This window comes from Mesorhizobium sp. ES1-1 (genome assembly GCF_020164785.1).
In the GTDB taxonomy this organism is placed as follows: Bacteria; Pseudomonadota; Alphaproteobacteria; order Rhizobiales; family Rhizobiaceae; genus Mesorhizobium.
The window spans coordinates 373341-392904 of the sequence record NZ_JAIUGX010000002.1 but is presented as its reverse complement, the minus strand read 5'-3'; the positions used below and the strand labels follow the sequence as shown (position 1 = coordinate 392904).

General features: G+C 62.0%; 18 protein-coding genes. 8 read left to right on the top strand and 10 right to left on the bottom strand.

Annotated elements, in window-relative coordinates; translation table 11 throughout:
- Positions 1-21: 21 nt before the first annotated feature.
- Positions 22-1269: an enolase C-terminal domain-like protein gene (locus LB513_RS04670; protein WP_224662296.1), complete on the bottom strand. Its 1248-nt coding sequence runs from the start codon at positions 1267-1269 to the stop codon at positions 22-24.
- 141 nt (positions 1270-1410) lie between these two features.
- Between LB513_RS04670 and LB513_RS04665 the strand changes: the two genes are divergently transcribed.
- Positions 1411-2172, top strand: coding sequence for a GntR family transcriptional regulator (locus LB513_RS04665; protein ID WP_224662295.1), 762 nt, complete (start codon positions 1411-1413; stop codon positions 2170-2172).
- A gap of 70 nt (positions 2173-2242) precedes the next feature.
- Here LB513_RS04665 and LB513_RS04660 read toward each other — a convergent pair whose 3' ends face one another.
- Positions 2243-2830, bottom strand: a complete 588-nt coding sequence (locus tag LB513_RS04660; RefSeq protein ID WP_224662294.1) for a TetR/AcrR family transcriptional regulator — start codon at positions 2828-2830, stop codon at positions 2243-2245.
- Between the two features lie 100 nt (positions 2831-2930).
- Between LB513_RS04660 and LB513_RS04655 the strand changes: the two genes are divergently transcribed.
- Both LB513_RS04655 and LB513_RS04650 read left to right on the top strand, forming a co-directional pair.
- Positions 2931-3842 carry an alpha/beta fold hydrolase gene (locus LB513_RS04655; protein WP_224662293.1) on the top strand — a complete coding sequence of 304 codons (912 nt, stop codon included), beginning with the start codon at positions 2931-2933 and terminating at the stop codon, positions 3840-3842.
- Positions 3843-3954: 112 nt separating this feature from the next.
- Positions 3955-4959 (top strand): aldo/keto reductase, encoded by a 1005-nt coding sequence (locus LB513_RS04650; protein WP_224662292.1) that lies wholly within the window; start codon positions 3955-3957, stop codon positions 4957-4959.
- A 90-nt stretch (positions 4960-5049) separates the two neighbouring features.
- Here the strand turns inward: LB513_RS04650 and LB513_RS04645 are convergent, their stop codons facing one another.
- The 7 genes from LB513_RS04645 to LB513_RS04615 form a co-directional block, all read right to left on the bottom strand.
- Positions 5050-6039: a substrate-binding domain-containing protein gene (locus LB513_RS04645; RefSeq protein WP_224662291.1), complete on the bottom strand. Its 990-nt coding sequence runs from the start codon at positions 6037-6039 to the stop codon at positions 5050-5052.
- 68 nt (positions 6040-6107) lie between these two features.
- Complete coding sequence (locus tag LB513_RS04640) at positions 6108-7157, bottom strand: ABC transporter permease (protein ID WP_224662290.1); 1050 nt, start codon at positions 7155-7157, stop codon at positions 6108-6110.
- A complete protein-coding gene (locus LB513_RS04635; RefSeq protein WP_224662289.1) occupies positions 7157-8674 on the bottom strand; it encodes a sugar ABC transporter ATP-binding protein in 1518 nt (505 codons plus the stop codon). Before LB513_RS04635 ends, LB513_RS04640 begins: the two co-directional genes overlap by 1 nt.
- Positions 8671-9714, bottom strand: a complete 1044-nt coding sequence (locus LB513_RS04630) for a LacI family DNA-binding transcriptional regulator (RefSeq protein WP_224662288.1) — start codon at positions 9712-9714, stop codon at positions 8671-8673. The genes LB513_RS04635 and LB513_RS04630 overlap by 4 nt, the downstream gene beginning before the upstream one ends.
- Before the next feature lie 196 nt (positions 9715-9910).
- Positions 9911-11056 carry an alanine racemase gene (locus tag LB513_RS04625; protein WP_224662287.1) on the bottom strand — a complete coding sequence of 382 codons (1146 nt, stop codon included), beginning with the start codon at positions 11054-11056 and terminating at the stop codon, positions 9911-9913.
- Positions 11053-12333: a D-arabinono-1,4-lactone oxidase gene (locus tag LB513_RS04620; protein ID WP_224662286.1), complete on the bottom strand. Its 1281-nt coding sequence runs from the start codon at positions 12331-12333 to the stop codon at positions 11053-11055. The genes LB513_RS04625 and LB513_RS04620 overlap by 4 nt, the downstream gene beginning before the upstream one ends.
- 10 nt (positions 12334-12343) lie before the next feature.
- Positions 12344-13513 (bottom strand): MFS transporter, encoded by a 1170-nt coding sequence (locus LB513_RS04615; RefSeq protein ID WP_224662285.1) that lies wholly within the window; start codon positions 13511-13513, stop codon positions 12344-12346.
- 139 nt (positions 13514-13652) lie between these two features.
- Between LB513_RS04615 and LB513_RS04610 the strand changes: the two genes are divergently transcribed.
- On the top strand, positions 13653-14279 hold the full coding sequence (locus LB513_RS04610) for a TetR/AcrR family transcriptional regulator (protein WP_224662284.1): 627 nt from the start codon (positions 13653-13655) through the stop codon (positions 14277-14279).
- Position 14280: 1 nt separating this feature from the next.
- On the opposite strand, the gene LB513_RS04605 is transcribed toward LB513_RS04610, so the two are convergent.
- Positions 14281-15048 (bottom strand): hypothetical protein, encoded by a 768-nt coding sequence (locus tag LB513_RS04605; protein WP_224662283.1) that lies wholly within the window; start codon positions 15046-15048, stop codon positions 14281-14283.
- A 73-nt stretch (positions 15049-15121) separates the two neighbouring features.
- On the opposite strand from LB513_RS04605, the gene LB513_RS04600 reads away from it, so the two are divergent.
- The 4 genes from LB513_RS04600 to groL all read left to right on the top strand — a co-directional run bounded on the left by LB513_RS04600 (position 15122) and on the right by groL (position 19515).
- The gene (locus tag LB513_RS04600; protein WP_224662282.1) at positions 15122-16015 is read left to right on the top strand and encodes a class I SAM-dependent methyltransferase; all 894 of its coding nucleotides are present in this window, start codon (positions 15122-15124) and stop codon (positions 16013-16015) included.
- Positions 16016-16345: 330 nt separating this feature from the next.
- A complete protein-coding gene (locus LB513_RS04595) occupies positions 16346-17269 on the top strand; it encodes a hypothetical protein (protein ID WP_224662281.1) in 924 nt (307 codons plus the stop codon).
- Between the two features lie 231 nt (positions 17270-17500).
- Positions 17501-17797, top strand: a complete 297-nt coding sequence (groES, locus tag LB513_RS04590) for a co-chaperone GroES (RefSeq protein ID WP_224662280.1) — start codon at positions 17501-17503, stop codon at positions 17795-17797.
- Positions 17798-17859: 62 nt separating this feature from the next.
- Positions 17860-19515, top strand: coding sequence for a chaperonin GroEL (gene groL, locus LB513_RS04585; protein WP_224662279.1), 1656 nt, complete (start codon positions 17860-17862; stop codon positions 19513-19515).
- The last annotated feature ends 49 nt before the right edge of the window (positions 19516-19564 follow it).

Here is a 19564-nt window from a genome sequence, read left to right as displayed (position 1 = left end):
CGTCAGCCATTCGAACGAAAATCACCCGAGCCCGAGGTCGGGCACGGCGGCGTCTCGATGGTCGGCGAAATTCGTGTTGGGCAAGAGCGGATACCAGCCCGGACGGCCGGGATCGCGGTCATAGGGATAGCCGCCGAGCGAGCGATAGAGCTCGGCATATTCCTGCAGCTTGTCGCGGTCGAGTTCGACGCCGAGGCCCGGCGCCTCCGGCACGGCGATGGCACCGTTCTCGTATCGCATCTTACCGCCGACGATTATGTCGTCGGCGAGATGGTGATAGTGCGCGTCGGCCGTGAAGACGAGATTGGGCAGGACGGCGCCAAGATGCAGCATGGTGGCGAGCTGGATGCCGAGTTCGCCCGAGGAATGCACCGCAATGCCGAGGCCGAATGTGTCGCAGATCTGTGCGGCCCGCACGCAGGCGCGGATGCCTCCCCAGAAGGTGGTGTCGAGCAGGATCACATCGACGGCAGGATCGCGCACATTGGTGGCGAGCTGTTCGAAATCGATGACGATGGTGTTGGTGGCCAGCGGGATCGACAGCTTCTCGCGCAACCGGCGCATGCCGGCCAAGCCCCAGGTCGGGTCCTCGAAATAATCGTTCCTGAGATCGGAGACGGCCTGGCCGAAGCGTAGCGCCTCTTCGACCGACAGGGCAGCGTTCGGATCGTAGCGCAGCGTGTCAGCAGGGAATTCAGCCGCGAGCGCCCTGAAACACTCCAGTTCATAGTCGGGATGGAACACGCCGGCCTTGAGCTTGTGGGCTGAAAAGCCGTGCGATGCCTTGAGCGCGCGGGCATGGTCGAGCAATTGCTCGATGGTGCGAACCTCGCCCTTGCCGGTGCGACGGTCGGCATAGCGGAAGAAGAGATAGGAGGCGAAGCCGATCCGGTCGCGCACGCGCCCGCCGAGCAATTGGTAAACCGGCACGCCGAGCTTCTTGCCGATGATATCGAGGCAAGCGAATTCGAGCGCCGCGTGCAACTGCGTGCGGTTGTTGTAAAGGGAGGCCGTCGGATTGCAAATGGCATAGCGCATGCGGTTGAGATCGAACGGGTCGTGCCCGACGAGGTAGGACTTCAAGCCGGCGAAAGCCAATTCGGCGCCGGCGCCGCCGCCACCCATTTCGCCGAGGCCGACAATCCCCTCATCCGTCTCGACCTCGACCACGGTCCGGACAAAGCGCCCCCAATGCGTGCCGTTGCTGTGCCGCAATGCTGCTTCCAGCGGGACGGTAACAGTGGTGGCCTTGATGTCCGTGATTTTCATGCGGCTCCTCTCCCCTAGCCAAGAGCGTTCTACACACTACCATGGTAGTATGTCAACGCTCCGTTGCCTTGACGCTTGAGTTGCGGACTGGGCGGTGTCATGACCGGAGCCGTGGACTGACATCACAGCAGCGGGTTCGTCATGGCGACCAAAATTTCAGGAGAGCCGAGCTCTCCAACCAATGCTCCGAAGCCGAGGGCTGAAGGTCAGCGCGGACCGGCGCGGGCGCTGGAGCCGGTCAACAACCGCATGCCGATCTCACCGCAGATCTACGAGCGGTTGCGCCGCGCCATTACGACCCTGACGATGCTGCCGTCCGAAGCCTTGAGCGAACAGGACCTGGCCAAGCAACTTGGTGTCAGCCGTACGCCGGTGCGTGAAGCGCTGATCCGGCTTGCCGACGAGGGCCTGATCGACATCCTGCCGCAACGCGGCAGCTTCGTTGCGCCTATCCGGCTGAGCGACGTCGAGGAAGCGCAGTTCATTCGCGAGGCGCTCGAGGTGTCGGTTGTGCAAAAGCTTGCCGGACACGGCTCGCAGGAGTTTCTAGCCACTGCCAGAGCCAATCTCGCAAGGCAGGCGAAAGCTGTGGCGGAAGGTGACCGCGAGTTGTTCCTCGAACTCGACGAGGCGTTCCACCGCAGCCTGAGCGAGGAAGCGGGCCTGCCGAAAAGCTGGCGGGTCATCCAGGTGGTCAAGCTGCAGATGGACCGCGTGCGCTATCTCAGCCTGCCCGAGCCCGGCCATCTCGAGACGCTGCTGGCCCAGCACGTGGCGATCTTCGAGGCAGTGGAGGCCGGCGAGGCCAAGCAGGCCGGCGCACGCATGACAGCGCATCTGCGCGAAGTCTTGCGCACGGTACAGCGCCTGAGCGTAGCGCGACCTGACCTTTTCGGGCGATGACCCGGCGAGGCCGGTGACTTATGCCAGGGTCCACGGTCGACGATATTTCAGGCGATGAGCCGAAGATCCCTTAGCCCGGCCAGGCCGCCATCGCCACGGTTGCGATGCCTTTGAGGTCGGCCGGACTAGCGCCGCTGGCGGCCTCGACCGCCATCCCCCGTAAGACCGCGACCAGGTATCCCGCAAGTGCAGCAGGATCCGTGCTCTGTGGCAAGTCGCCTTCAGTCTGCGCCTGCTTGAGACGCTGGGTTATTCGGTCCTTCAGGCCGCCGCGCCGGAGGCTGGTTTCCTTTCGCATTGCAACGCTTTCATCGCTACCCACCAACGCGCCATGCACCATCAAACAGCCTGCCGGGTTGTGCTTGTCTGAATGGAAGGCGCAGGCTCCAAAGACCAATCCTTCGGCCACCGAGCGCGCGCTGGGTGCATCGAGGGCTGCCTGGATGAAGGAAGACGTCTCACGGTCGTACCTGTCCAGTACTTTGAGAAACAACTCCTCCTTGTTCCCAAAGGCCGCATAGAGGCTGGGGCGGGTAATGTTCATTTCATCCGTCAGGTCGGACAGCGACGTCCCCTCATAGCCTTTGCGCCAGAAGAGCCGCATCGCCTTGGTAAGGGCCGCTTCCGTGTCGAACTCTCGAGGTCTGCCCAGTGTCATCTTTGCCTCCATAATTTACCGGTCGGTATATTATTCCTTGACGATCTCTTCGGCCTGTAGCTTTATATACCGATTGATACACAATAGGGAACATAATTCGATGTTGATGCGAATAATCGCCTGTGCGGCAGTTTTGATCGCGACGCAGTCGGCCGGCGCCGCGGTCAAGCCCTTCCCGCCGTCCTTTGAGATGAGAGAAGTGCAGACTAGTGACGGGACGATCCACGTCCGTGTCGCAGGCACGGGTCCCGCCGTTCTGATGCTTCATGGCTATGGCGAGACCGGCGACATGTGGGAACCGCTCGCGGTTGAAATGGTGAAGCATCACACAGTCATCGTGCCGGATCTTCGGGGTATGGGTCTGTCGTCTCATCCTGCGGGCGGTTATGACAAGAAAAACCAGGCCGGTGACGTCGAAACGGTTCTGCGAAGCCTCAACGTCGGGAGTGTGGACCTTGTCACCCACGACATCGGCAACATGGTCGGTTTCGCGTTCGCGGCTCAACATCCCGAGCAAGTGTCCAGGTTTGTCATAATTGATGCCCCGGCGCCGGGCGTCGGCCCATGGGAAGAAATTCTGAAGAACCCTCTGCTTTGGCATTTCAGGTTTGGCGGACCGGATATGGAGCGGCTGGTTGCCGGCCGCGAGAGGATATATCTCGATCGCTTCTGGAACGAGTTTTCGGCCGATCCGTCGCGATTCGACGAAGCGTCACGGGAACACTACGCGGCTCTCTATGCGCTGCCAGGTGCAATGCACTCGGGCTTTGCGCAGTTTGCGGCCTTCGATCAGGATGCAATCGACAACAAGGCGTTTCTAGAAACCTCGGGAAAGCTGAAGATGCCTGTCCTGGCCCTGGGAGGTGAGAAGTCGTTCGGTCTGCAGATGGCGGCGGTTATGCGCTTTGCCGCTGACAATGTGGCGGAGGGCGTGATCCCCCATTCCGGTCATTGGATCATGGAGGAAAACCCCGAAGCGACCGTGAAGGCCGTCACCACCTTTCTGAAATAGATGCCGGTTGCGGACAGAGCCTTCGCATAATCATTCGCGGGGTCTGGACTGCAAGCGCCAATCCTGACAGCGTTGGACGTACAATCGTGCAGGTCGGGACAAAGATATTGCGATGAGCATCAAGGATATATTGCCGAGCAAGCTCGGCTTCGGCGCGGCGCCGCTGGGAAACATGTTCCGCGACATTCCGCAACAGGAGGCGCTTGCGACTGTTCAAGCCGCCTGGGATGACGGCATTCGCTATTTCGACAACGCGCCCTTCTATGGCGCGGGTCTGGCGGAGCTTCGTATGGGTGAGGCGCTTGCCGGAAAGCCGCGCGGCGAATACGTCATTAGCACGAAAGTCGGGCGGGTCATCCTCGACGAGATCGAAGAGGTTTCGCCCGCCGGCAGGGGCGAGGTCTTCAAGCACGGCCGTCCCAACAAGGTGGTCAATGACTATTCGTCCGACGCGACCCTGCGTTCAATCGAAGACAGCCTCAAGCGGCTGAGAACCGATCACATCGAGATCGCCTTCGTCCATGACCTCGCGCAGGATTTCTGGGGCGATCAATGGCTGGGAAAATTCGAGGAAGCGCGCACGGGCGCCTTCAAGGTGTTGGACCGCTTGCGAGACGAAGGCGTCATCAAGGGATGGGGCCTCGGGGTGAATCGGGTCGAGCCGATCGAACTCCTTCTGGAGCTGGACGAACCTCGCCCAGACGTCTTTCTGCTTGCTGGGCGCTATACGCTGCTGGACCACGAGCATGCTCTACAGCGGGTCATGCCCATGGTTGCCGAGCGTGGTCTTGGTATCGTCGTCGGCGGTCCTTACAGCTCCGGCGCCTTGGTCGGCGGCCCGAATTTCGACTACGCGCCAATCACGCCTGCGATCCGTGACAAGGTCGCCCATATCAAATCCATCGCCGATCGATTTGGGGTCTCCATGAAAGCCGCTGGGCTGCAGTTTTCCTTGGCGAACCCGGCCGTTGCAGCTGTCATACCTGGTGCCAGTCAACCCAGCCGCATTGCGGAAGATCGCGCCGCGCTCACCGAGACCGTATCCCCCGACTTCTGGAACGAGTTACGCGAGGCAGGCCTTGTCAGCCCCGCTGCGCCATTGCCCGGCATTTCATAAGGTTCGCTCACGGACGCCGCCCCCTAACACGAACAAGGCCCCTTCCCGGGGCCTTGCCGTATAAACCTCAGGAGCGTGCTAGCTTGCCCGTCACTTCCCCATCATCTGTTTGGCATTCTCCGGCGTGATCGCTGTCGTATCCACGGTCACGGTCTTGTCCACGGAGGTTGCACAATCGAGCAGGATTTTCTTCGACATCTCGATCGCTTCCTTCGCGCCCGTCGGGTAGGTGAAGGTCGCCGCCCAGTCGCCCTTGGCAACCGCCTCGATACCGCCAGCCGGGCCTGGCAGGCCATCGGTGCCGATGATCTTGACGTCCTTGCCGGCGCCCTTGGCGGCGAGCAACGCGCCGGCGGCCATCATGTCATTGGAAGCATAGAGCACCTTGATGTCCGGATGCGCCTGCAGCATGGCCGAGAAGGCCGTCTGGGCTTTGTCCGGCACCCAGTCGGCGGCCTGCTCGGCGACAACCTGGATCTTGGTGTTCTCCTTGACGCCATCCTTAAAGCCATTCAGCCGCTCGACGGCCGGGGTCGAGCTCGGCAAGCCCTCCAGAACGGCCGCTTCGCCGCCGTCGGGCATCAGGGTCTTGGCGGTGTACTTGCCGGCCTCGAGTGCGATCTTGTAATTGTCGCCGCCGATGAACGCCGTGTAGTCCTTGCCGGGATCGCCAACGGTCTTGCGGTCGAGTTCGATGACCGGGATGCCGGCATCCATGGCACGCTTCACCGCCGGCGTCAGCGGTGCCGCCTCGAAGGGGGAGATCAGCAGGAGGTCGACCTTCTGGGTGATGAAGTTGTCGACCTGCGAGGTCTGCGTGTTGACGTTGCCCGCACCGTCGGCGATCTGCAATGTGAAGCCGGGCACCTCCTTCACAGCTGCCTCAAGCTCGTCATTGACGTGCTGACGGTAGGGCTCGGCGTTGTTGGCCTGCGAAAAGCCGATGACGAACTGGCCGTCCTTGGCGCAGGCCTTGACCAAGGGCTCGGCGGCCTGGGCGGTTCCCGCTACGCACAGGCCGGCGCCTGCCAGAAGCGCGGCATTCAGCGCGCGCCTCGTTGCTTGTCTCATGGTGATCATAACTACTCTCCTCCTTGTCGGGCCGTGGGCCTGACCTTGGTTTAAGTCTAGCGTTTGCCGCCTTCCTCCTAACGACCCAAACCCTCGCGGCGGCGAACAAGGGATTGAAGCACCGCCGCCAGGACGATGATCGCCGCTGTGGCGAGCAATTGCATGGCGGGCGTGATGTTGTTGAGCTGCAGGATGTTGGCGAGCGCGCCCAACATGATGGTGCCGGCAACGGTTCCGACCATCGAGCCAGCGCCGCCGAACAGGCTGGTGCCGCCGATGACCACGGCGGCGATCGCCGTCAACTCATAGCCCATGCCGTCATTGGCGCTGCCGAAATTGAACTGACCGGCATGCACGATCCCGGCAAGCGCGGCAGCGAACCCCGTGATGGCGTAGACCGAAATCTTGACCATCGATACCGGCACGCCGGAAATGCGTGCAGCGCGTTCATTGCCGCCGACAGCAAAGACATAGCGGCCGAAGCGCGTGGTGTTGAGCACGATCGTCGCAATTGCCGCGAAAACGATGAAGACGATGGTCGCCACCGGCACGGTGTTATTGAACAGGCGCTCGCCCAGCACAGCGAACACCGGCGGCGCCAGGCCGGGCCCCTCACCATAGGAAATGTTGATGTACTGGTTGCCCGAAACCACCAGAGCCAGTCCGCGGGCCGCCTGCAGGCCGGCCAGCGTGACGATGAACGGCTCCAGGCGGAAACGGGTCGAGATGGTGCCCTGGATGGCGCCGAAGACAATGCCCATCACCAGCACGGCAAGGATGGTCGGGATCAAACCGAAGCCGCCCGAGATCATCATCGAAGCGGTGACGACGCTGGACAGACCGAGCACCGCACCGACCGAAAGATCGATGCCGGCCGTTATGATGACGAAAGTCATGCCGATGGCGATGATGCCGGTTTCCGAGACGGCGCGTACGATGTTGGCGATGTTGTCTGGATCAAGGAACAGGATCTGGCCATGACGGCGCGGCGAGAAGATGATGCCGCCGATCGCCACGACGACCAGGCCGATCAGGCTTTGGAAGCGCACCACCAGGGCCAGCGGATCGCGATGCACGGGCGCTGCGGCCACCGGGCCGCCTGCCTCCGAAACCTTCTCTCCAGACATCAGGCCTCCCTGCCATTTGCCGCGGCAAGCACTGTGTGCTCGTCGACGCCGCCGGTGAATTCCGCCACATTGCGCCCCTGGCGCAGCACCACGATCCGGTCGCATAGGCCGATCAGTTCGGGCATCTCGCTTGAAGCGACGAGGATGCCGAGCCCCTGCGCTGCCAGCTGGCGCAGCCTTGCGTAGATTTCACCCTTGGCGCCGACATCGACGCCACGCGTCGGCTCGTCGAGCAGCAGCAGACGCGGATTGCCGAGGATTTCCTTGGCCAGCACAACCTTCTGCTGGTTCCCGCCTGACAGCGCGCCGACCGCGATGTTAGGATTCTTCGGCCTGATGTCGAACTGCCCGAAAGACTGCTTGATCGCGTCGGCCTGCCGGCGCGCCGACATCAGCCCGAAGGGCGATATGCGGCGGATCACCGACATCACCAGGTTCAGGCCAACCGCCATTCTGAGCATCAAGCCGCTGCCGCGCCGGTCGTCGGTGACGAAGGCGATGCCGGCTGCGCGGGCCGCATTGATCGAGTCCAGCTTCACCGGGCGGCCGTCGACAGCGACCTCGCCCTCCCAGCGGCCGGACAGGCCGGTGCCATAGAGCGCGCTCAGGAGCTCGGTCCGCCCTGCTCCCATGATGCCGGCCAGCCCGACGATCTCGCCGGCCTTGACGTCGAGGGAGATGCCGGCTGGCGGCTGCCACCCAGCGCTTTCATGGGCAAGCCTGAACCGCGCATCGCGCAGGCTGAGCAGGGTCTTGCCGGGGGCCTTGGCGCGTTCGGGATAAAGCTCGTCCAGCGGCCGTCCAACCAGCAGCCGGACCAGTTCGGCCTGCGGTGCGTGCGGCTCGGTCACGCCGGCGACCCGGCCGTCGCGCATCACCGTCACCCGGTCTGCGATCTGCGGCACCTCTTCCAGCCGATGCGAGATATAAACGATGCCAACGCCGGTGGCGGCGAGCTTGCGCATAATGTCGAACAGCCGGTCCACCTCGCCCACCGTGAGGGCCGCCGTCGGCTCGTCCATGATCAGCACACGCGAGGCGTAAGAGAGCGCCTTGACGATCGCCACCACCTGGCGCTGGCCGATCGACAGGTTCGAAACCATGCTCGCCGGATCGATGGCAAGCTCGATGGCCTCGAGCCGCTTCCTTGCCTCGTTGCGCATTGCCGGCACATCGAGGAAGCCGCCCGGCCGCATCAGTTCGCGGCCAAGGAACAGGTTGGCCGCCACATCGAGGGTCGGCACAAGATCCAGCTCCTGGAATATGGTTGCGATGCCGGCGGCTTGCGCTTCGCGCGGGTTGTTAAATTGGACCGGCTTGCCGTCGATCTGAATGGTGCCCTCGTCGGGCGTGTAGACGCCGGACAACAGGTTCATCAAAGTCGACTTGCCAGCGCCGTTTTCGCCGAGCAGCGCGTGGATTTCGCCGGGCTTGAGATCGAAGTCGACGCCACGCAGCGCCTGGACGCCGCCGAAGCGCTTGACGGCGCCGGTGACGACGAGCAGCGGCGCGCTCATGCCAGCCTCACTGGGGCCAGCCGCACCGTGGTAGACCTCTTTGAGGCCGGCCTCGCGCAGGATTCTCGCACCTGCAGTGCGGCCTGCAGGCGCACCGCCTGCGGCTCCAGGCCGGCAGAAGCAATGCGGGCGCACAGCAACGAAGCGGCCTGGCGGCCGATCTCCGTGCAAGGCTGCGCTACGAGCGTCAGCCGGGGTTCGAAGCAATCGGCCCATTCGAAATCATCGAAGCCGGCGAGCGAGATGTCGCCAGGGATCGACAGTCCTCGTTCGCGGATCGCCCTCACCGCTCCGATCGTCGTCATGTTGTTGCCGGTGATCAGGGCCGTGGGCGGTGAAGGCTGGGCGAGAATGGCGTGGGTTGCAGCCGTCGCGCTCGCCGTATCGATGTTCTCGGGCGATATATGCTGCGGCAGCAGGGCCAATCCGTGGCCCGCCACCGCACTGTGAAATGCCTCGATGCGTTCGCGTGTAGTCGCCAGGCCCGGCTGACCCGCAACATAGCCGATGCGCTTGTGGCCGAAGGACACGACGTGATCGATCAACGCCCGCATCGACGACTGGTTCTCGACGCCGATCTGGTCGAAGCGCGCATCGGCGAAGCGGTCGATCAGGACGCAGGGCAGTTTCTTTTCGGCGAGATAGTCGACTGCGCGCTGCGGCGCCCCGGAAGGCGCCAATATGACGCCATCGACCCGCCGTTGATGGAAAGCCCGCACGACCGAGAGCTCGCGGTCGGGATCTTCCTGGGTATCGGAGAGAAACACCATGAGGCCGAGGCGCGCGCATTCCGCTTCCACCGCACAGATGATGTCAGTGAAATAGGGATTGGAGATGGCCGAGATCGCCAGGCCGACACTGTTTGTGGAAGCCACTTTCAGCGACCGGGCCAGCTCGTTGGTCTGATAGCCCATTGCGGCGATCGCGTCATTGATCAGGCGCGCCTTCTCCGGCGAGACGAAGCGGGTGCGGTTGATGACATGCGAAACGGTCGAAACCGACACGCCGGCGCGGCGCGCGACCTCAGCCATTGTGGGCATGGTGGCTCGAACAGAGTGCTGGCAAGCGCTCCTCCCTGATGATGCGTTTCCGGTCCGCTCTCTCTTTGTTTCGGCGGATTTCAATGAAAGCCTAATGCCATCGAAACGTTTGCGCAATCGCTTCGATGGCCGTTTTCCAGAAAATTCAAATCCTAGCAGGGCTGCGGAATTGATGCGCTGTCGGCGGGAGTGCCGCTCAGGCCATCGGCAATGCCGGCCAACGCTCGACGATCCTGCCGCCGGAAAACACGGCGATCGAACCGAACTGCTGCAGGACGGCCTCACTCTGCGTCGGCCGCAGGAAAGCGTAGTCGCCGGGCTTCACCCTTGCGTTGCCCGGGAGACCCATGAATTGCTGGTTCGACGATAGGCCGAGAAGGCCGCTGGCCTTCATACCGGCGGGGAACACCGGCTCGGCCATCCACTTGCCGCCATAGAGATAGCAGCCCTTGCGCGGAAACCGGCCGAGCGCCCGCAGCACGCGGGAGATGTAAGGTGGGCCGGGCAGCATCGGCTCGACCACTTTCAGGATCGGCGTAGCAATGAAGGCGGCCGGCTGGAAGCCCTCGAGACCGGGCGTGTCGAAATCTCCCGGCAGCAGGAAGGCCGAGCCGATAGACACTTCATTGGCCACCCCGAAACGATGGAGCAGCGCAGTCTTGCTGCCGCCAATGTTCAGGATGCGGCGCTGATCCACCCCGAGACAGGCGATGAAGGCAGCAGCCAGCGCCGATGCCCTTGCCAGCGCTTTCCCGGGCCCGCCGAACAGGGTGGGGATGTGGGGCGCATGCGCCTCATAGGCCATGACGCCTTCGCATTTCAGCCGCTTGTGCACCGCCAGCACGCGTAACGCACGGGACAAGGCCTCCGGATCAGCCAATCCGCCGCGATGCAGGCCGACATCGATCTCGAAAGCAATGCGCAGCTCGATGCCGACTTCGTCGGCAAGCGCGCCATAGGCCGCCAGCCTCTCCTCGCTGTCGATCAGCCAACACACGCGCGACATGGTCGCATCGCCCTTGGAGAGCATGGCCCTCGCCGCTTCCACCGGCATCGGCTTGCCATAGAGAAGATCAGCATCGGGAAACGCGGTCAGAACCGCCTGAGTGATTGGTGGATGGAAGGTCATGACGCGAACCGTGTCGAGCGCCTTGCCGATATGCGAAAGCAGCGGCAGACAGGGGAGCGACTTGTCGACCAGCCGTACGGCCAATCCCGGATCGAGCCTTGCCTTAACCAGGGCGATGTTACGATCCAGGCGGTCAAGATCGAGCAGCAGGCAGGGCTGGAAGATCCCAGCCTGCCTCAGTGCCCCCGAGAGCTTTTCGAAATAGGCGCTCATTGCTCGATGCCGAACAACTCGGCCATGTAGGGCGAGACAAGCCGGTTTTGCGGATCGAGGTCGCGGCGCACCGCCATGGCGTCGTCCCAGCGCGGATAGAGCTTCTTCAGCTCCGCCGCCCTCAGGCTGTGCATCTTGCCCCAGTGCGGCCGCCCGCCATATCTACGAAAGATCGGTTCGGCCGCGCGCATAAAGGGCAGCGGATCGTTCGCAGCGTCATGATGGATGGCGATTGAGCAGGTTAGCCTGTTGTGGAATGGCGACAGCCAAAATTGATCGGGCGCGACCGAGCGCACTTCCATCGGAAAATAGACTTCCGGAAAGTGCCTCTCGGTCAACTCAATAACCTCGGCCAGCGCCTTTGGCCCTTCCTCAAACGGCAAATGGTATTCCATCTCGTTGAACCGGGTCTGGCGATCGCTGGCATAGACATTCAGCCAATCCTGAACATAGTCTTCGGCCGGCACCTTCGCGACGGCGCCGCGGATCAGCCGCCGCCGCAGCGCGGGCAGCCAGGCTAGACCGGTCCGCAGGCTTCGCAAGGTCCGCAAGCCTGCCTCGTCCTCTTCCAGTGGCCGCGCGGTGGGCGTGGCATCACTCAAATCGCTGGCGATGAACTGCGCGTGGCCGGAAAACGGAATGTAATAGAATTCGGCCGAGCGATGCGCGCTCATCATCGTTTCGAAGTTCCGCAGCATGTCGGCCCACGGCAGTACCCATTTGCGGCGACGCAGCCGGTAAGACGCGATGTTGTTCAGGGTTACTTCGCTCAAGATGCCAAAGGCGCCAAGCGCGACGCCGATGGCATGTATCGCGTCCTGGTCCCCTGCCCGGCTGAACTCGCGCGACTTGCCGAGCCCGTCGACAAGCCGCACCGCTTCCAATTGCGTATGATAGGCGCCAAGCGTCGGGCCTGAGCCGTGGGTGGCGGTTCCCAGTGCGCCGCCGATCGCCTGGCGGTCGATATCGCCCATGTTGGGCAGACCCTGCCCGATGTTCTGAAGGATGTGCATCAACGGGCCAAGCCGCGTGCCGGCCCGGACACGTGCCTGGCGCTTCTCCGCGTCGTGCGAGACGAGCCCTTCCATTTTGTCCAGCGATACGATCGTGCCCTGTGATTTTACCAGCGGCGTGAACGAATGCCCGGCACCGGAGACCCGCACCGGGCCGGGCGCCGTCTGGATCAGATCGCTCAGTTCGCCGACATCGGCTGGGCTTGCAACTAGCCGGGGCGCTGCGGTGACATAGCCGGACCAATTGCTCCAGGTGCCAGACATATCGCGCCGCTCACGCATTGGCGCCACGTCGCCGCGCCGCGAGAATGAAGAGGCCAAGCAGCACGAGGCTGGCAACGGCGCTGGCGGCGGCGAATTCAGGGACCGGGCGGAAATCCTTGCCGTCGATCAGCAGCGAGGCTGCGATCGGCCCGAGCGCCAGGCCGAAAAGCTGCGCCGCCGGCACCAACAGCACCGTCGTGCGGGTCTCGTCGGCAGTGATTGCCAGGCGGATTTGGTAAGGCACGATGAACAGCAGGATGAAGCCCATGACCAGGGCGGCGACCCAGAAAATGGCCAGGCCGGGCCCACTTGCCAGAACGAGACAACTCACGATCGCGACCGCACCGATCGCGGTGATGGCGATGCGATAGTCGATGCGCGCTTCGAACAGGGTCGCCGTCATTGCGCCCAGGACCTGCGCTGCCAGACTTGTCGAGACAATCAAGCCTACGGTAAGCCCGTCAATGCCGAACTGCCCGCCGAGCGGCTCCAGGAAAGCCCAGACCGCGCCGAAGAACATGAAATAGCAGAAGATGCATGACAGTGCCGTGATCGAGGTCGCTGTCAGGACATCGGCAAAATTCTCCTGCTTCGGCAGATCGGCATATCGGTCGGGGACGATACAGGCGACTGCCAGCGACACCACGCAGACGATGGCGAGAAGGTTGAAGCCGCCTGCTGATCCTGCAGCAGGGATGACATAAAGTGCCGCCAGCAGCGCCAAGGCACATTGCGCCAAGGTCTGCATGGTGACGAAATAGCCGCCGATGCGCTCGGCGCGCCGCGAGCGCGCTATCAGTTCGGTGGCGATCGCCACAAGACCGCCCTCCGCCAATCCGGCCAGAGTGCGCGCGGCGATAAGCGTTCCGGCGCTCAGGGCACGGGCGGTCCATACATTGGCTACCGCCAGCAGAACGAGAAGGACGGCACTTTTCCAGCGCATGTTGCGCGCCGACAGCAGCATCGCGACGACAGCCGAACCAATCGCGATCGCCATCATCTCAGCCGTGGCCACCAGCGCGAGTTCATCGCCGCTGACGTGGCCCTCCGTGTAGAGCGCGCCGAGCAGGACGGGCTGCAATCCGAGAATCAGAAGGCCGACCGAACCGAGCCAGAGGGCCGCCGCAAGCTCGAGGCCGGAGGGGCTGCCGACCAGCCAGTCGCCATTGCCCGGCTGCACGGTGTTTGTCGAAGTCAGAGGCGCCTCCCGACGTCCTTGCCGTGCTTCCGAAAAGCTGACAATCTATCAGCATTCAGAAGGTGATACTCGATTGAATTCTTGTCAATCTGATTTTGAAGACCGTCCGAAAGACCCGAGCATGCCGGAAATCAGGCGAACAGCGACCGAGCCCAGGCGCAAGCCCAAGCAGGAACGTAGCCGTGAGCGCATAGACGCCATTTTGTCGACGACCATGCGACTGATTGGCGAAAAGGGAATCGACGCCGTCACCATGAAGGAGGTCGGCATGCTGGCGGGCGGCCCCATTGCCACGGTTTACCATTACTTCCCCAACAAGTCGGCGATACTGGCAACGCTTTATGAGCGGCATTCGGAAGTCAGCCGTGCGCGGCTCGCTCTGATCGTCGCCGGGATCGGCGGGCTGGGAGACCTGATAGCGGCTGCCGACAGCCTGCTAGACGACTACCATGGCCGCGTCGCCGGCGACCCCGCGATCCAGGACCTGCTGAACGCCATTCAGGCCGACAAGGCGCTCAAGAATCTGGACATTGCCGAGACCCGTCGGCAGGCCAGTCTTTTTTGCGACCGGGTCGCTCCGTTGCTGAATCCGGACCAACGCGAATCCTTCGCGCGCCTTGTCTTCCTGATCTTCCAGTTGGCCGGGGGCGTCGTGCGCCTAGCGCTCACTCAAGGCGAGGTGGAAGGCCGACGGACAATCGAGGATTATCGGTCGATCATCCACACGCAGTTGAGGCAGTTTCTTTAGCCTATCCGGCCCGTCGGATCAGGCCTTCGAAACCGTCGGCAAGATCGGAAGCGCCTGCTGCGAACATCTTCATCAACTTGCTGGGACGGCCGGGGGTCTTGTTCGCGTCCAGCAGCACCGCCCTGCCCTCATGCATGACGAAATCGAATTTGCCGTAGTCGAAGCCGAGGCGCTGCCGCAAGACCCGCAGTTGATCTGGAACCGGGACAGCCTCGCGTCGGATCGTGTCCGACGCCTTGATCAGCTGCTTGGGCGACACATAGCGCGTGCAACGTTCGCGGTCTCCGCAGAACACCCAGAAGCGCGCCGCGTAGCCATCGGGCTCCGTCTCCGGAATGAACTTCTCTACGATCAGATCGCTACGATCAAAGATAGTTTGCGGAACATCGTCGATTGAACCGTGGACGGCATAAGGTTCCTGAACAGGCATGTCCGGAAATGGCTGAGGCTTGCCCGCACGTTGCGACTGCCGGTTTAGGAAGGCCTCCGGAATACCCTGATTGTTGAGATTGCTTTTGACGATCACCGGGCCTTGCCACGTGTCACCTTTGTCGACCAACGCACCGCTGATCCGCCGCTTGGATATGTCGGCCGCTCCGAGATTGAGACAGAACGCAAATCTTGACGCGTATTCGATATAATCCGCGGGCGTGGTCGTGGCGTCGACATGCAACACCGCTACGTCGGCGCTGACCCGCCTCGACAGACCTTGCTGTATCCGGACGGAATGGCCGCGCCTTCTCAATTCCGAAAGAATGTCGAAAAGCATGTATGGGCTGCTCCTGCGTAGCAGGATGTCTCGCTTGCCCAGGAATCGGTCGTACTCATGCGTTATCACGACGATGCGCGCCACTATTGGCCTCTTGGCTTATCCAACGACCTCTATTAAGCCCGGATGGAAATCTAAAGCTAGAAGCCCAGAGCACCAACCGGCTTGCATGACAGATCACTGGGATAATTATCATCGCCATTGGAAATTGCTGGACGCGCCGCTTCGACCAACAGCGGAAACCGTCGCTGTATTCGATCGCGAACTCGACCTCAAAAATGCCGATACGCTTCTGCTTGGGGTGACTCCCGAGCTGGCGATCCTGAGCAAATCGATGTTGGCGATCGATCAATCCGCGACCATGATTTCTGGCGTATGGGCCGGCAATAACGCCTCGCGAAGGGCAATCGCCGGCAACTGGCTCAGCCTCCCGGTGGATCAGGCAAGTGTCGATGCGGTCATCGGCGACGGATGCCTGTCCGCGGTCGACTCCAGAGCCGCCCGAGATGCGCTGTTCAGTGAAATAGCAAGGGTGTTGAAGCCCGGTGGACACGCAGCGATCCGCGTCTTCGCGCGGCCGGAAGTGGCCGACGACCTGCACAGCATCGAAGCCACGGTCCTGGCAGGCGGGGTCGAGAATTTTCACGCACTCAAATGGCGGATCGCGATGGCGTGTACCACGCGCGACCGTGACCAAAGCGTCAGCGTGCAAACAATCCGCGCGACATTCGACAGTCTGTTTCCGGATCGCGTGGCTCTAGCCCAGCGGACGGGTTGGACGATCGCGTCGATCGATACGATTGACGTCTATGCGGGTTCCGCCACCAAATATAGTTTCGCGACATTGGCCACGCTGATCGATGAGGCCAGGCCTTGGTTCAGCGACGTACGCGTCGTGGCGAGCGGCTCCTACCCGCTGGCGGAACGGTGCCCACTCTTGGTGCTTGGATCGCCGCGTCACCGGTAAGTTTGGGCAGCGGTCGGCGGATGATAGTGGCTGGCAAATACCTAGCGCATCGAAGTCTCGCGCTACCTGCTAACCAGCCCGTTCCTCGCGGTCGGTCCGATGTGCCAGGAGTAATGCCTTTACTTTGACAGGACGGAAACTAGACTTCCTGCGGCAGCTGGGCCATGCGCGGGGGATGCGTTGGGGATTCGCTTTCGATGCGTTGCACGCCTGATGGCAATTGCCTCGGCGCTTGCGGCTACATTGCCACCGGCCCAATCCGAAGACGAACTTTCTGCGACCGTGCCCCTGGTCAAGTTGGAGTACCCGGGAAGACCGAAGAATATTCGCATGCTTTACGTGACCGTCCTTTCGCTTGGCAAGCGCGCGGTCAACCAGCCGATCCTGCTTGATACAGGATCGAGCGGAATGACGATCGATTGCAAATCGGTGCTCCCAGCCGAGATCTGTTCGAATACAGGAATCAAGATCACAGACGATCTGGAGATAGATGGAATAAGGGTCAGTACCAAACGGGCTGTCATGAACTACGGAATCTACGATGTGTATGGCAACATCGCCTACGCTCCAGTGGCTTTCGGTTCGCCCGAATCCCGAGTCTCCACCGCCACCACAATCCCATTCCTCATCCGTTACAAACAAGTCAGGCGCAGTACTGGAGAGATTGTTGGAGGGCCGCTCTGGCCCAAGGGTATTTTCGGGATTTCTCCTGTTGGCGGAAGCGGCCCAGACCGGATGATCAAGTCTCCCCTCGCCTATGTGAACTCTGCGCCCGGCCTGCACAAAGGCTACTACCTCACTCCAATCGGCACCAAATGGAAGGTCTGCACGAATAATGACAGCAGCTGCCCCCAGGTAGAGGCACTCCACATCGGTGTGCCGCCAGACTTGAAAAAGGACTTCAGGATGGAGAGCTGGAAACAGCCAAGTTGGCGGTACAACTTTCCAACCATCGATGCCTGCATCTCGTGGGGATCTGAATCCACCTGTCGACCAACGCTTTACGACACAGGCAACTCCACGATCGTGGTCTTCACCGACGCCTCGGTGGGATACTCGTCATTGCGCGGCGGCACAAAGCTTCTGGTAAAAGCCGAGGGCCAGGAAGACTGGGAACTCAAAACTACCTACACTCCTGAGGTAGAGTTCGTCCCAGGTCTCGCGCACAACATCGTCGGAATCCGATATTTCGAGAAGAACAGCCTGTTGCTTGATTTCGAGACCCGGGAGATCGGCCTGCGCCTCGGACGCTGACCTTGGATGGATCTGCAGCGGCTGATCGGCATTCCGATGACTAAGCTTGTTGCCCCACAGCGCGGCGCACGAACAAAAATGGCTCCACAAGCGCTTGCGGTCGCCTTGACTCTCGCCCAACCACGGCCTATTTCAGCGCCACGTTAGCACTCGCCTTTGATGAGTGCTAACTAAGGTTCGGCGTCGCCGGACCGAGGACCTGTATTTACCGTTCTCATCGAGGAAGAAAAAATGGCACAGTCGAATTTCCGACCGCTTCATGACCGCGTGGTCGTTCGCCGGGTCGAATCAGAATCCAAGACCGCCGGCGGGATCATCATCCCCGATACGGCGAAGGAAAAGCCGCAGGAAGGCGAAATCATCGCCGTCGGCTCCGGTGCTCGCGACGAAGCCGGCAAGCTGGTGCCGCTGGACGTCAAGGCGGGCGACCGCATCCTGTTCGGCAAGTGGTCGGGCACCGAAGTCAAGCTCAATGGCGAAGACCTTCTGATCATGAAGGAATCCGACATTATGGGCATCATCGGCTGATTATCGGCCTTACCGTCAACTGAATTCCGGGCTTACTCCAAGCCCCTGCCAGGAGCTAAAAAATGGCTGCTAAAGACGTAAAATTCTCCCGTGATGCCCGTGAGCGCATGCTGCGTGGCGTCAACATCCTCGCCGACGCAGTGAAGGTCACGCTCGGCCCCAAGGGCCGCAACGTCGTCATCGACAAGTCGTTCGGCGCCCCGCGCATCACCAAGGACGGCGTCACCGTCGCCAAGGAAATCGAGCTTGAAGACAAGTTCGAGAACATGGGCGCGCAGATGGTCCGCGAAGTTGCTTCGAAGACCAACGACATCGCCGGCGACGGCACCACGACCGCGACCGTTCTTGCCCAGGCTATCGTCCAGGAAGGCCACAAGGCCGTTGCCGCCGGCATGAACCCGATGGACCTGAAGCGCGGCATCGATCTGGCCGTGACCGAAGTCGTCACCGCACTCGGCGGGGCTGCCAAGAAGATCAAGACTTCCGAGGAAGTTGCCCAGGTCGGCACGATCTCGGCCAATGGCGATGAGTCGGTCGGCAAGATGATCGCGGAAGCGATGCAGAAGGTCGGCAACGAAGGCGTCATCACGGTCGAGGAAGCCAAGACCGCCGAGACCGAACTCGAAGTCGTCGAAGGCATGCAGTTCGACCGCGGCTACCTGTCGCCCTACTTCGTCACCAATGCCGACAAGATGGTTGCCGAACTCGAGGACGTTTACATCCTCCTGCACGAGAAGAAGCTCTCCAACCTCCAGGCCATGCTGCCGGTTCTCGAAGCCGTCGTGCAGACGTCCAAGCCGTTGCTCATCATCTCGGAAGACGTCGAAGGCGAGGCTCTTGCCACGCTGGTCGTCAACAAGCTGCGTGGCGGCCTGAAGATCGCCGCCGTCAAGGCGCCGGGCTTTGGCGATCGCCGCAAGGCCATGCTGGAAGACATCGCCATCCTCACCGGTGGCCAGGTCATCTCCGAAGACCTCGGCATCAAGCTCGAGAATGTCGGCCTCAACATGCTGGGCCGCGCCAAGAAGGTGTCGATCTCCAAGGAGAACACCACCATCGTCGATGGTGCCGGCCGCAAGGAAGAGATCCAGGGCCGCGTGAGCCAGATCAAGCAGCAGATCGAAGAGACGACTTCGGACTACGACAAGGAAAAGCTGCAGGAACGTCTCGCCAAGCTGGCGGGCGGCGTTGCGGTGATCCGCGTCGGCGGTGCGACGGAAGTCGAAGTCAAGGAAAAGAAGGACCGCGTCGATGACGCCCTCAACGCGACCCGTGCGGCCGTCGAAGAAGGCATCGTTGCAGGCGGTGGCGTTGCCCTGTTGCGCGCTTCGGCCAACATCACGGCCACCGGCGTCAATGCCGACCAGGCTGCCGGCATCAACATCGTGCGTCGCGCACTGCAGGCTCCGGCCCGCCAGATCGCGTCGAACGCTGGTGCGGAAGCCTCGATCGTTGCCGGCAAGATCCTCGAGAATACCGGTTTGACCTTCGGCTACAATGCGCAGACGGGCGAGTATGGCGACATGATCGCCATGGGCATCGTCGACCCGGTCAAGGTCGTTCGCACGGCTCTCCAGGACGCGGCCTCGGTCGCCGGCCTGCTGGTCACCACCGAAGCCATGATTGCCGAGGCTCCCAAGAAGGAGTCGGCTGGCGGCGGCATGCCTGGCGGCATGGGCGGCGGCGGCATGGGCGGCATGGGCGGCATGGATTTCTAATCCAAGCCACTCCGGCTTATGCACAAGGAAAGGGCGGCAGAGATGCCGC

What these genes read in the sequence shown, in the direction of transcription:
- LB513_RS04670 (WP_224662296.1), bottom strand. Translation starts at nt 1,269, where the DNA reads ATGAAAATCACGGACATCAAGGCCACCACTGTTACCGTCCCGCTGGAA.
- LB513_RS04665 (WP_224662295.1), top strand. Translation starts at nt 1,411, where the DNA reads ATGGCGACCAAAATTTCAGGAGAGCCGAGCTCTCCAACCAATGCTCCG.
- LB513_RS04660 (WP_224662294.1), bottom strand. Translation starts at nt 2,830, where the DNA reads ATGACACTGGGCAGACCTCGAGAGTTCGACACGGAAGCGGCCCTTACC.
- LB513_RS04655 (WP_224662293.1), top strand. Translation starts at nt 2,931, where the DNA reads ATGTTGATGCGAATAATCGCCTGTGCGGCAGTTTTGATCGCGACGCAG.
- LB513_RS04650 (WP_224662292.1), top strand. Translation starts at nt 3,955, where the DNA reads ATGAGCATCAAGGATATATTGCCGAGCAAGCTCGGCTTCGGCGCGGCG.
- LB513_RS04645 (WP_224662291.1), bottom strand. Translation starts at nt 6,039, where the DNA reads ATGATCACCATGAGACAAGCAACGAGGCGCGCGCTGAATGCCGCGCTT.
- LB513_RS04640 (WP_224662290.1), bottom strand. Translation starts at nt 7,157, where the DNA reads ATGTCTGGAGAGAAGGTTTCGGAGGCAGGCGGCCCGGTGGCCGCAGCG.
- LB513_RS04635 (WP_224662289.1), bottom strand. Translation starts at nt 8,674, where the DNA reads ATGAGCGCGCCGCTGCTCGTCGTCACCGGCGCCGTCAAGCGCTTCGGC.
- LB513_RS04630 (WP_224662288.1), bottom strand. Translation starts at nt 9,714, where the DNA reads ATGCCCACAATGGCTGAGGTCGCGCGCCGCGCCGGCGTGTCGGTTTCG.
- LB513_RS04625 (WP_224662287.1), bottom strand. Translation starts at nt 11,056, where the DNA reads ATGAGCGCCTATTTCGAAAAGCTCTCGGGGGCACTGAGGCAGGCTGGG.
- LB513_RS04620 (WP_224662286.1), bottom strand. Translation starts at nt 12,333, where the DNA reads ATGTCTGGCACCTGGAGCAATTGGTCCGGCTATGTCACCGCAGCGCCC.
- LB513_RS04610 (WP_224662284.1), top strand. Translation starts at nt 13,653, where the DNA reads ATGCCGGAAATCAGGCGAACAGCGACCGAGCCCAGGCGCAAGCCCAAG.
- LB513_RS04605 (WP_224662283.1), bottom strand. Translation starts at nt 15,048, where the DNA reads ATGCTTTTCGACATTCTTTCGGAATTGAGAAGGCGCGGCCATTCCGTC.
- LB513_RS04600 (WP_224662282.1), top strand. Translation starts at nt 15,122, where the DNA reads ATGCGCGCCACTATTGGCCTCTTGGCTTATCCAACGACCTCTATTAAG.
- LB513_RS04595 (WP_224662281.1), top strand. Translation starts at nt 16,346, where the DNA reads ATGCTTTACGTGACCGTCCTTTCGCTTGGCAAGCGCGCGGTCAACCAG.
- groES (WP_224662280.1), top strand. Translation starts at nt 17,501, where the DNA reads ATGGCACAGTCGAATTTCCGACCGCTTCATGACCGCGTGGTCGTTCGC.
- groL (WP_224662279.1), top strand. Translation starts at nt 17,860, where the DNA reads ATGGCTGCTAAAGACGTAAAATTCTCCCGTGATGCCCGTGAGCGCATG.